This is a genomic window from Pseudomonas sp. QTF5, assembly GCF_000512695.2.
Classification (GTDB): Bacteria; Pseudomonadota; Gammaproteobacteria; order Pseudomonadales; family Pseudomonadaceae; genus Aquipseudomonas.
The window spans coordinates 15,498-27,979 of sequence record NZ_AZRW02000028.1 but is presented as its reverse complement, the minus strand read 5'-3'; the positions used below and the strand labels follow the sequence as shown (position 1 = coordinate 27,979).

General features: G+C 60.5%; 4 protein-coding genes and 1 pseudogene. 3 read left to right on the top strand and 2 right to left on the bottom strand.

From position 1 onward, the window contains the following. Positions 1-146: 146 nt before the first annotated feature. Both IC37_RS31000 and IC37_RS30185 read right to left on the bottom strand, forming a co-directional pair. A pseudogene (locus IC37_RS31000) lies at positions 147-6,412 on the bottom strand (VCBS domain-containing protein); the annotation flags it as partial. Between the two features lies 1 nt (position 6,413). Then, a partial coding sequence (locus tag IC37_RS30185; RefSeq protein WP_218244348.1) for a VCBS domain-containing protein occupies positions 6,414-7,730 on the bottom strand: 1,317 nt, incomplete at its 3' end. A 953-nt stretch (positions 7,731-8,683) separates the two neighbouring features. Here IC37_RS30185 and IC37_RS20155 point away from each other — a divergent pair. From IC37_RS20155 to IC37_RS20145, 3 genes are all read left to right on the top strand, one after another. Then, a complete protein-coding gene (locus tag IC37_RS20155) occupies positions 8,684-10,288 on the top strand; it encodes a tetratricopeptide repeat-containing response regulator (RefSeq protein ID WP_030131801.1) in 1,605 nt (534 codons plus the stop codon). Then, complete coding sequence (locus tag IC37_RS20150; protein ID WP_030131802.1) at positions 10,285-10,977, top strand: sensor histidine kinase KdpD; 693 nt, start codon at positions 10,285-10,287, stop codon at positions 10,975-10,977. The genes IC37_RS20155 and IC37_RS20150 overlap by 4 nt, the downstream gene beginning before the upstream one ends. Positions 10,978-11,173: 196 nt before the next feature. Beyond that, positions 11,174-12,415, top strand: a complete 1,242-nt coding sequence (locus IC37_RS20145) for a glutamine synthetase family protein (protein ID WP_177409417.1) — start codon at positions 11,174-11,176, stop codon at positions 12,413-12,415. Positions 12,416-12,482 lie beyond the last annotated feature (67 nt).

The following is a 12,482-nucleotide window of genomic DNA, read 5'->3' as shown; positions in this document are numbered from 1 at the left end:
TGAGCGTCATATAGCCCTCCTAAGGGGAAGGTTGGCAGTTCGAACCTGCCCTGGGACACCATATATTTGAAAGCCCCACGCAGAGTGATCCGGTGGGGCTTTTTTGTGGCTGTCTGCAGCGTGGATTCAACTCCAGCCCAACATCAAGCCGTCAACGTATGGTCAGCCTCCCCAAACCAGGTGCGCACCAGATCGGTACCGCTCGTACCCGTGTTGGCAAGGACCGCCACATCGGCGAAGTTCGTACCATTGGCTGCGCCATCGGCATCCACCTGCACGGTGATATCGCTGCCTGATTGCGCCAGTTGGACGAAGTCAGACGCCTGGCTGATACCACTAACGAAGTTGGCACTAAGTAGCGCAGAGAGGTCGAGTGAGTCGCCTTCGGCGAAGTTGTAGTCGAGGATGGTGTCCCCGCCTTCAGCCTCGTTGAGGTAGGCGAACACATCGGCTCCCGTGCCACCGCTGAGCGTGTCCTCCCCGCCACGACCTGCGAGGATGTCATTGCCATCGCCGCCACTGAGTACGTCCGCCGCCATGCTGCCCACTAGTGTGCCGCTGGATGCGCCGTTGTAACTTACCTGGGTGCCGGCCTCGCCACCGTCGGTGACCTGGAAGTCCTCCACCGTGTAATGACCCAGCAGGTTCACCTCGGCCCGATGCATGCCGTCGTCCACCGTCAGCAGGCCGCCGGCGCCAGAGGCGTTGGCGCTATAGCTGAGCTGGGTGTTGGCGCCGAAGGCGAGATCGCCGAAGGTCAGCATGTCATCGCTTTCCAGACCGAGGATGCCGACCAGCGAGCCTGCCGCTTCGGCTTGTGCGATCACCAGCGTCCCCGCACCTTCGCCGTGGAAGGCAACAGACCCATGTACTGCGCCATCGAAGCTCAAGGTCGCGTCGCCGTCGATAGTGGCGCTGCCGTTGCCCATCACGTCGGCCAGCAGGCGCATGTCGCCACCGTTGGCCCACAAGTGGCCGGAGTTGTCGACCGCACTGGCCACCGTCATGCCGCCTTCACCCGTGGACTCCAGCACCCCGCTGTTGGTGATGGTGTGGCTGCCGGTGTCGAGCACCAGGCTGTTCAGCCCGCTGGCCAGGATCAGCCCCGCATTGACCAGCACCATCTGCCCGGCGCCCAATTGCCCGGCACCGGAAATACGGTTGTCGGCATTGGTCAGCACGGTGTCGGCGCTGCCGCCGAAAATCACGTTTTGTGCGCTGTCGGATAGCTGCACCTGACCGCCACCGGTCAAGGTTGCGCCGCGGAAAAGAATTTCCAGCTCGGTTTCGCTGCCGGTGGAGCCGAGTTCGATGGTGCCGCTGTTATGAATGCTGCCACCGAACGGCATGATCGCGCCGTCGGCAATGGTGAGGGTACCGGTATTGGTCATGACCGGATCCACATCGAACTGGAAGTTCGCTTCGCTCAAGTCCGCCGCATCGACACCTTTCAGGGTGACCGACTGGCCGGAGCTGATGCTGACCAGCGCATTGCCGTTTGCGTCGTTAGTGATACTCAGATCAGCAAAGCCGGTGACGCCCGTGAAGCCGATCAAGTCGATTTTGTCCGCCGTGACGTCGAAACTGTAGATCTGGTTGTTGCCGATCGGCTGGGCGAAGACGAAAGTGTCAGCACCGGAAGAGCCAGTCAGGTTGTCGTCTGCGGACAAGGCGAAGATCGGCGCGCCGGGGGCATAGACTTCGACGTTGTTGTACACATAGGCGCTACCGTCGCTGCCGTCGCTGTTGCTCCAGTTCATGTTGACATCAAGCACCAACGCACCCGCGAAGTCGCTTGGGGCTGTCACCGTCAATGCGCCAGGATCGCTGGTCTGCACGGTCCAAGTGCCGTCGCCGTTGTCGGTTCCCGCATTGAATATCCATCCCGAAGGAACACCGCTGATTGACACCGTTATCGGGCCGCTAATATCGGCCGACGGAGTAGTGAGGGCTAAATTGATGGGTTCGCCGGCAACGCCTGCCGGAAGGTTTGCACTGCTCCCGGCAGCACCAGCATTGCCCGCCAAGTCGGTGTAGCTGTTCGCGGTAACGTCGACTTTCACGCCACCGGATTGTGTTCTAGTCAGCGTCGCCGTGTAGGTATCGCCGTCTACCTGCGTGAAGTTACTCCAGGTTCCGCGGGGCGTTGCCCCTGATGCACTCACCGTGACGTCCGAAAGGTTGAAACCGCTCACTGCCTCACTGAACTGGAATGTGACTGTCGACGTTGAAGGGATAGGGGTGATCGCATTCCCTAAGGCCGTCCCCGTCACTGTCACCGTCGGCGCCACCGTATCAACTGGAGTCTCAACTACGTTCTGCACGTTTACCGTAATCGTTTGGGTGTCGGTTCTGCCATTGCCGTCGGCCACCAGAACGTCCACAACATAGGCATTGTCAGCGTCGGCACCACCGACATCCTGGGCATTCTCGTAATCCGGCGCCGAATTGAACGTCAACACCCCGCTTGAACTGATCGAAAACTTGCCGAAGTCCGTCCCGGCCGTATTCAGGATCGAGTAGCTCAGGGTTTGCGCCGGAAGATCAGCATCGGTCGCCGTCACTGTCGTGACTGCAGTGTTGTTCTCCGCCACGCTGACCGAAGCGGTCGCACCGCCCCCGTTGGAGGTGATCGTCGGGGTGTTGTCATTGACGCCTGTCACGCTCACCGCGATCGTCTGGTCATCAAACAGCGTGCCGTCCGATGCCCGCACGATGACGTCATAGACGTTGTTCGTTCCCGAATCAGTTGGGGACTCAAAGTTAGGTGCAGAGACAAAGCTCAGCGCGCCCGTACCTGAAACAATGGAGAACTTCGCGGCATCCACTCCGCCGACGATGCTGTAGCTCAGCGTTTGCGCTGGCAGATCAGCATCGGTCGCCGCCACTGTCGTGACCGCCGTGGTGTTCTCCGCCACGCTGACCGAGGCCGTCGCACCGCCCCCGTTGGAGGTGATCGTCGGGGTGTTGTCATTGACGCCTGTCACGCTCACCGCGATCGTCTGGTCATCAAACAGCGTGCCGTCCGATGCCCGCACGATGACGTCCTAGACGTTGTTCGTTCCCGAATCAGTTGGGGACTCAAAGTTAGGTGCAGAGACAAAGCTCAGCGCACCCGTACCTGAAACGATCGAGAACTTCGCGGCATCCACTCCGCCGACGATGCTGTAGCTCAGGGTTTGCGCTGGCAGATCAGCATCGGTCGCCGCCACTGTCGTGACCACCGTGCTGTTCTCCGCCACGCTGACCGAGGCCGTCGCACCACCGCCGTTGGAGGTGATCGTCGGGGTGTTGTCATTGACGCCTGTCACGCTCACCGCGATCGTCTGGTCATCAAACAGCGTGCCGTCCGATGCCCGCACGATGACGTCATAGACGTTGTTCGTTCCCGAATCAGTTGGGGACTCAAAGTTAGGTGCAGAGACAAAGCTCAGCGCGCCTGTGCCTGAAACGATCGAGAACTTCGCGGCATCCGCTCCGCCGACGATGCTGTAGCTCAGGGTTTGCGCTGGCAGATCAGCATCGGTCGCCGCCACTGTCGTGACCACCGCGCTGTTCTCCGCCACGCTGACCGAGGCCGTCGCACCACCGCCGTTGGAGGTGATCGTCGGCGAGTCGTTGCTGCCGTTGATGGTCACCGTCACCGCAGTCGCGGTGCCGTCGGCACTGAGTACCGTGAAGGTGTCGGTCAGGCTGTCGCCGACATTAAGTGAGTCGAAGGCCGAGTTGGCGGTATAGCTCCAGTTACCCGCGGTATTGATGGTGAAGGTTCCGTTGGCGCCAGCGGTACCGGATTGGGCCTGGAAGGTTTCCGGGCTGTCGACGTCGCTGATGGTGAGGGTGCCAGCCGTGGTCAGCGGGGCATTGGTTTCGGTCAGCGTGACGCTGGCTGAGGACAGCACGGCGGCGTCGTTGCTGCCTTTGATGGTGACGGTTACCGCGGTTGCGGTGCCGTCGGCACTCAGTACCGTGAAGGTGTCGGTCAGGCTGTCGCCGACATTGAGTGAGTCGAAGGCCGAGTTGGCGGTATAGCTCCAGTTACCCACGGTATTGATGGCGAAGGTACCGTTGGCGCCGGCGGTACCGGATTGGGCCTGGAAGGTTTCCGGGCTGTCGACGTCACTGATGGTGAGGGTGCCGGAGGTGCTCAGCGGAGCATTGGTTTCGGTCAGGTTGGCGATGTCGGCGGACAACAGCGCGGCGTCGTTGGTGCCGAGGATATGCACGGTGACTGAGGTGACGGTGCCATCGGCGCTGCTCACGGCGAAGCTGTCGGTGTAGGTGATACCGGCAGCGAACTCGTTGTGGGCGGAGTCGGCGACATAGGTCCAGGCACCATTAGTGCCGATGGAGAATTGGCCGTAACTGCCGTCGATGTTGGACTGCGCGACGAAGGCCGCGGCGCTGTCGATGTCGCTGATGGTCAGCGTGCCGTTGGTGGTCAGTGGGGCATTAGTTTCGGTCAGCGTGACGTTCGCCAAGGACAACACGGCCGCATCGTTAGTGCCGCTGACGGTGACAGTCACCAGCTGAGTGTCCACGCCGCCGAGGCCATCGCTGACCTGCACGCTGAACACTTCATCGTGACTTTCTCCCGCCTTCAGCGACTGCACCGCGCTGGCGATTCCGTCGGAGCCATTGGCCAGGGTGTAAGTCCATTTTCCGGTGCTGTCGACTGCGATCGAGCCGTAGGTGCCCGAAGCCGAGCCATTGATTGTCCAGCTAGCCGTAGCAGCATGATCGATGTCGGCGGAGCTGAACTGGCCGCTCACGCTGAGCGTGGTGTCTTCCTGCACCGCGCCAGCATCACTGCCCGTCACGAAGCTGAGTACGGGCGCATCGTTAGTGCCGCTGACGGTGACGGTCACCAGTTGGGTGTCCACGCCGCCGAGGCCATCGCTGACCTGCACGCTGAACACTTCATCGTGACTTTCTCCCGCCTTCAGCGACTGCACCGCGCTGGCGATTCCGTCGGTGCCATTGGCCAGGGTGTAAGTCCATTTGCCAGTGTTGTCCACCGCGATCGAACCATAGGTGCCGGTATTCGTGCCCGCGATGCTCCAAGTGGCCGTAGCAGCATGATCGATGTCGGCCGAGCTGAACTGGCCGCTGACGCTGAGCGTGGTGTCTTCCTTCACCGCGCCAGCATCACTGCCCGTCACGAAGCTGAGTACGGGCGCATCGTTAGTGCCGGTGATAGTGATGGTCACCGTCTGCGTCGCCGAGGCAGCGTTAGCCGCGCTGCTGTCGTCGGTGGCGACCACCGCGTACGAGAAGGTGATGGTTTCACCCGCTCCGAGGAAGTCGAGGTTCTGATTGCTGCTGTAGTCCCAGCTGTTCTGGTCGACCGAGAAACCAGCCACCAGTGCCGAGGCCACGGTCGCATTGAGCACGCCGCCGCTCCAGGCGATGTCGCCGTTGGCGGTCTGCGATACGGTCACCGTGTCGGTACTGTCCAGATCGGCAAAGCTCAGTGCGCCGCTGTCGCTCAGGGTGGCCGTGCCGTTGCCTTCGTTCATCGCGCCGGTGGCGTCGGTAATCGTCAGCGTCGGCTGGTCGTTGGTGCCAGTGATAGTAATGGTCACGGTCTGCACCGCGCCGTCGCCGATCGCCACGCTATAGGTTTGGGTGACGCTCTGGCCTTCGCCGAGGAACTGCAACGCGGAGTTGTTCACCGCAAAGTTCCAGCCCAGCGAACCGTTGCCCGTACCGGTGCTGTCGCTCAGTGGATTGGTGGTGAAATTGCCCAGATAGCTGGAAGCACCCGGCGTGACAGTGACGCTGTGGGTGTCGATCAGGTCGACGTCGGTGAAGGTGATGCTGCCGCTGGCCGAGTAGTCGCCACTGTCTTCCTTGGCATCGCCGGCCTGTACGCCGCTGGTGATCTGCACCTGATCGTTGATGCCGGTGATCGTGATGGTCACGGTCTGCACCGCGCCGTCGCCGATCGCCACGTTATAGGTTTGCGTGACGATCTGGCCTTCGCCGAGGAACTGCAACGCGGAGTTGTTCACCGCAAAGTTCCACGCCAGAGAACCGCTGCCCGTACCGGCGCTGTCGCTCAGTGGATCGGTGGTGAAGTTGCCCAGATAGCCGGAAGCGCCCGGCGTGACAGTGACACTGTGGGTATCGATCAGGTCGACGTCGGTGAAGGTGATGTTGCCGCTGGCTGCGTAGTCGCCGCTGTCTTCCCCTGCATCGCCGGCCTGCACGCCGCTGGTGATCTGTACTTGGTCGTTGTCGCCGGTAATTGTAATGGTCACGGTCTGCACCGCGCCGTCGCCGATCGCCACGTTATAGGTTTGGGTGACGCTCTGGCCTTCGCCGAGGAACTGCAACGCGGTGTTGTTCACCGCGAAGTTCCAACCCAGCGAACCGCTGCCCGTGCCGGTGCTGTCGCTCAGTGGATTGANGATCAGGTCGACGTCGGTGAAGGTGATGTTGCCGCTGGCTGCGTAGTCGCCGCTGTCTTCCCCTGCATCGCCGGCCTGCACGCCGCTGGTGATCTGCACCTGATCGTTGATGCCGGTGATCGTGATGGTCACGGTCTGCACCGCGCCGTCGCCAATCGCCACGTTATAGATTTGCGTGACGCTCTGGCCTTCACCGAGGAACTGCAACGCGGCGTTGTTCACCGCGAAGTTCCAGCCCAGCGAACCACTGCCCGTGCCGGTGCTGTCGCTCAATGGATCGGTGGTGAAACTGCCCAGGTAGCCGGAAGCACCCGGCGTGACAGTGACGCTGTGGGTATCGATCAAGTCGACGTCGGTGAAAGTGATGCTGCCGCTGGCCGCGTAGTCGCCACTGTCTTCCCCGGCATCGCCGGCCTGTACGCCGCTGGTGATCTGTACCTGATCGTTGGTGCCGGTGATGGTGATCGTCACGTTCTGCGTGGTCGATGAGCCATGCCCATCATTGATGGTGACCACATAAGTTTCGGTAGCCGTCTGCCCTTGGGCCAGGGACTGGGCTGCCGCATTATTCAGGGTATAAGTCCAGTTAACGGTGCCGTCGGCTGCGTTGGCCGCTTCAGTCACGGGTGCAAGGGCGAAGTTGCCCAGCGCTGTGGTATTGCCCCCCGCAGCCACGAAAGAGGCGGTATGCGTGTCACTCAGATCCACGTCGTTAAACGCAATGACGCCCGTCGCGCTCAGCGAGTCGGTCGGGCTCGACGTCGTGGTCGCATCTTCGGTTACCGTGCCGGCCTGTGCGCCAAGGCTCATCGTCACACTGTCATTCGCACCTGCGAATTGCACCTGCGCAGTGGCCCAGCTGAGGGTGCCGTTGCCGAGACGAATCGCATACGTAAAGCTGTCCGTCAGGGACGCTCCGCCAGCAAGCGCCTGGAGTTGCGCCTTGAACGCAGTCGACAACGTAGCGGCGTCGTAGCCGACTTTTCCATCCGATGTAATCCAGATCTTTGCCCCGTTGAAACTGGTGTCAGTACTCGTCGCCTCAATTCTGCCCGTGTCCTGGACCAAGAGATCGGCCGGAGCATAAACCTTGGTGGCAGTAGAAACACTGGTCGCGTTATCGAGTGACCACAGTGTCTTTGCGTTGCCCCCCAGGTCATTGGACATGACGTCCAGGTACACGACTCCCAGCAGGTCTTCAGTGATGGCCGCGCTGCTCGTGCCAATGACACCTGTAGTGAAAATGTCGTCCTGGGCCTGCGGTGTATTGGAAAGCGAAGTAACGGTGCCGCCGCTGGTGGTTGTGGTAGTAGCCATGTCTTTCTCCCGAGAATGCCGTTTTTATTTTTAGAATCGCCAAGGACTGCTAACAGGACGAAGTCCCGTTCTTGTACCGCTCTGGTGTTCAGGAGCGGTACGAGGCGGGTGCCGGACATCGTCGGCCCGACGGCAGAGGAGTGCTGGTATCGCGGGGGTGAAGAAGTTCGCCGCACTTGAGGAGCGAATCGCAGCACAAGTCGGGCGAGCGAGAGCCCGAAGCTGGAGCTGCGCTGCACATGGCACGCAATAGACTGAGAGCACCCATGTGAAGGGACTCCTGAAGTAATGACTGGATAAGGCCGTGTTTGGGGTGGCACTGATTCGGGATACGGCCTTTCCTGATATCAGTTTGATAGTGGTTTAGTTGTGGGGTCAGGCTTTGTAAAGGTGTATTACCGGCGATACAGTGCGATGTGCCAATATCCCGACGGGCGGGTGTTTTGGTGTCAATATTATGTCGATCTGTTTTTGGCGAAGGGGCCATGGGCACTTAATACGGGTGCGGCTTGAAAGAGCTGAAACCCAAGCGGGGCGCGGGCTGGCTGAAGATTACCGACGCCGGGACACCAATAATTTCAGCCTTCAGAGTTAAAAAGTCTCGAGCATCTTCTTGGGCGGGTTTTTTATGCCCCAACCACCCGACGATTTACCGGGAGAACCTGTCATTGGGGTGACCGGTCAGGCTCGGGCGATTACGTAGCCCGAAAGTGGTCCACGCGCTGAGCAAAGTCACCTCGCCGCTTCAAGGGAACGCGACTACTGGCCGATAACCCGAACAGTCGCTGTGATTTTCCTCTCTGGCGGCCGGCAAACGTCATCACGGGTTTATGCGAAATGACTTGATAGCCTATGGCCTCTCGCTATCATCTGCGCGCCAAAACTGCCGCGAATCTGTGTTCGCCCGTGTCTTGCCTTTGGGTTGTACTTCTTAAATTGCCTGGAAATCTTCGATGCTGTCGTATCACCAAAAAAGCTTTTTGATCGTCGATGATTTCTCGGATTTCCGCAGTTCCGTCAGGTCCATGCTGCGGGAGCTGGGCGTCAAGGACGTCGACACCGCCGATACCGGTGAACAGGCGCTGCGCATGTGCTCGCAGAAGTCCTACGACTTCATCCTGCAGGACTTTCACCTGGGCGATGGCAAGAAGAACGGTCAGCAGGTGCTCGAAGACCTGATGATCGAGAAGCTGATCAGCCATGAAAGTGTGTTTGTCATGGTCACCGCCGAAACCAGCCAGGCCATGGTGCTCAGCGCATTGGAGCACGAGCCTGATGCCTACCTGACCAAGCCGTTCAACCGTTCCGGCCTGGCCCAGCGCCTGGAACGCCTGGAGCAGCGCAAGACCTTGCTCAAACCCATCCTGCAAGCCCTTGACCGGGGCAAACCGGTTGAAGTGCTCAATGCCTGCATCGCCCTGTGCAAACAGGACATTCGTTATTCGCCGCTGTGCCTGCGTTACCGCGCCGATGCCTTGCGCGACTTGAACCAGAATGAGGCGCTGGAGCGTCTCTATGACAGCATCATTGCTGATCGACCTTTGCCATGGGCGTTTGCCGGGTTGGGCCAGTTGCTGTTCAAACGCGGTCAGGTCAGCCAGGCCAAGGGGGTTTACGAAAAAGCCCTGAAAGTCTTCCCGATGATGCCGGCCCTCTACGACGGCATGGCCGATGTGCTGGTCGCCGAAGGGGATACCAAGGCGGCGCAGCGGGTCTTGGAAGAGGCTATTCGCCTGTCGCCGCTGGCGGTGCGCCGGCAAGCGTCGCTGGGCAAGCTGGCGATGACCAACGAGGATTTCGATACGGCCTCCAAAGCCTATCGCCAGGCCGTGGCCCAAGGGGCGCAGTCACGTTTCAAGGATGCGGAAAGCAACCTCGGCCTGGCCCATGCCTTGATCAGCAAAGGCAGTGAGAAGGGGCTGGACACCCGGACCCGCCTTGAAATCAACACAACGCTGAGCGCGGTGGCGAAGGAGAACCCTTCCGACCCCGGTTTGCAGATTCGTGCGCGACTGATGAAAGCCACCAGCCTGTTGCTCAACGATGCCGAAACCGCCGAGAAGCTCACCGAGCAGGCGATGATGCGCCTCGATGGCATGGAGCAGTTCATGAGCGCCGAAGCGGCACTGCTGGTGGCCAAGCAGCTGCAAATGCTCGGACAGGCGAATGCCGGCGCGTCGATGCTGAAGAACTGTGCGGAAATCTACGGCGACGATCCGAGCGTGATGAAAGGCATCGCCAAGCTGACCGACGACCCGACCATCCTCAACTCCGGTAACGCGGCCGCCGACCTCAACCGGCAAGGCGTGCGGGTGTACAAGACCGGCAACCTGGTGGAAGCCCGGGATGTATTCCGTAAAGCCCTGGCGCTGCAACCGAAGAACATCAGTATCGCCCTGAACATGGCGCAGTCGTTGCTGCATGGCACCGACACCAATGTGCCGTCGGCCGAACTGGAGGAATGTCGCAGCTGCCTGAAAACCGTCGGCCTGATGCCCGATACCGACGCGCGTTATCCGCGCTACCAGAAACTGAAAATCAAGGCGTTCGGCGAATGATCGACAGCGAACCGTCACTCGACTTCTCCACGGTGATCGCCTCCACCGTGCACGACATGAAGAACTCACTGGCCATGCTGATGCAGGCGCACAGCCAATGGCTGGCGCGCTTGCCCGATCCCGAGCGGCACACCCCGGAGCAGGGCGTGATCGAGTTCGAGTTCGCCCACCTCAATGGCATGCTGGTGCAGTTGCTGGGGCTGTATAAGCTCGGCGTCAACCAGATGCCGTTGCAGCCGGCCTACCATGAGCTGGATGACTTCATTGAGGCGCAACTGGCGGCTCACCAAGAAGTGTTCGCCAGCCGCGGCATCATCGCGACGTACGAAGTGGACCCGTTGAGCCCGCTGGGTTTCTTCGATCGGGAACTGATTGCCTCGGTGCTTGCCAACTGCATCAACAACGCCATTCGCTATGCTCGCCATGCCTTGTTGATCAGCGTCAGCGATGAGGCCGGGCAACTGGTGCTGACCATCAACGACGATGGCGAGGGTTACCCGCCCGAGATGATCGAGCGTCAGGCCGATTATGTGCAGGGCATCAACCACAGCAGTGGCAGCACCGGCCTGGGCCTGTACTTTGCCGGGCGGATTGCCGCGTTGCATCAGCGCAATGGCGTGGGCGGACGCACTGAAATCAGCAATGGCGGCCCCTTGGGCGGTGGCGTGTTCAGCCTTTACCTTCCCTGAATATCTTTTTGTTTGACGCTGCTTGATATTCCGAACAGCCGGAGCCTATTTTGTACGAGTCGCCGTTCGCGGCTTGTACAACAAGGATTGCGTCATGACAACCGATGGCCATCGTTCACTCGCGCAGCGATTGACGGGCATTGATGAGATTGAATGTGTCACGCCGGACCTGAACGGCGTACCACGCGGCAAGGTGATGACCGCCGAAGGATTTCTTGAAGGGCGGCGTTTGCAGATGGCGCGGGGGGTGCTGCTGCAATGCATCATGGGCGGTTATCCGCCAGCGCGCTTTTACGGCAGCGATGATGGCGACCTGGCGTTGGTGCCTGATCCGGCGCAGATCCACCGCTTGCCCTGGAGCTCGCAGCCTAGGGCGCTGGCCATTTGTGATGCGCACGAGTTGACTGGCGAGAGCTCGCCATTGTCGACCCGCGGCCAACTCAAGGCCGTGATCGCTCGATACGCCGCCCTGGGGCTGGCGCCGGTGGTGGCGACCGAGCTGGAGTTCTTCGTCTTCGCGCCCAACCCTGACCCGACGCAACCCTTCCAGCCACCACTGGGCCTGGACGGTCGTCGTGAGGACGGTCATTCGGCGTTCAGCGTCAGCTCCAATAACGGCTTGCGACCTTTCTTCAATGAAGTCTACGAATGCATGGCGGCGCTGGGCTTGCCGCGCGATACCTTCATGCACGAGATGGGCGTCAGCCAGTTCGAGATCAACCTGCTGCATGGCGATCCGTTGCTGCTGGCCGACCAGACCTTGTTGTTCAAGCATCTGCTCAAAGAAGTGGCGCTCAAACATGGCCTGACCGTGGTCTGCATGGCCAAGCCGTTGGCTCACACGCCGGGCAGTTCGATGCATATTCACCAGAGCATCGTCGAGATCGGCACCGGGCGTAACGTGTTCAGCGACAAGGCCGGCGAGCCGACCGCGACCTTCCGTCATTTTATCGGTGGTCAGCAGGCCGGCCTGGCGGATTTCACCGCGCTGTTTGCGCCGAACGTGAACTCCTATCAGCGCCTGTGCCATCCTTTCGCATCGCCGAACAATGCCTGCTGGTCCCACGACAATCGCGCGGCCGGACTACGCATTCCGGCCAGTTCACCGGTCGCTCGTCGGGTCGAAAACCGCTTGCCGGGGGCTGATGCCAATCCGTATCTGGCGATCGCCGCGAGCCTGGCCGCGGGTTTGTATGGCATCGAAAACAAACTGGAGCCGAGCGAGCCGATTCAGGGTGAGTTCGTTGTGCCGGATAATCTTTCGTTGCCGTGTACCTTGCATGCCGCTCTTGAACGTCTGAAACGTAGCCAATTGGCGAAGGAACTGTTCGGCAAGGAGTTCATCGAAGGCTACATCGCTTCGAAGACCATGGAGTTGAGCAGCTTCTTTGATGAAATTACTCCCTGGGAACGGCGTGTACTAGCAGCCCAGGCCTGACGATCCGTCGCCGTCGGGCTATCGTTTGTCGATAGCCCGATACTCACTGCAAGGAGCCGCTCGGAAC

Bases quoted from the DNA above. Each gene is read 5' to 3' on its own strand.
- IC37_RS20155 (WP_030131801.1), top strand. From the start codon at position 8,684: ATGCTGTCGTATCACCAAAAAAGCTTTTTGATCGTCGATGATTTCTCG.
- IC37_RS20150 (WP_030131802.1), top strand. From the start codon at position 10,285: ATGATCGACAGCGAACCGTCACTCGACTTCTCCACGGTGATCGCCTCC.
- IC37_RS20145 (WP_177409417.1), top strand. From the start codon at position 11,174: ATGACCGCCGAAGGATTTCTTGAAGGGCGGCGTTTGCAGATGGCGCGG.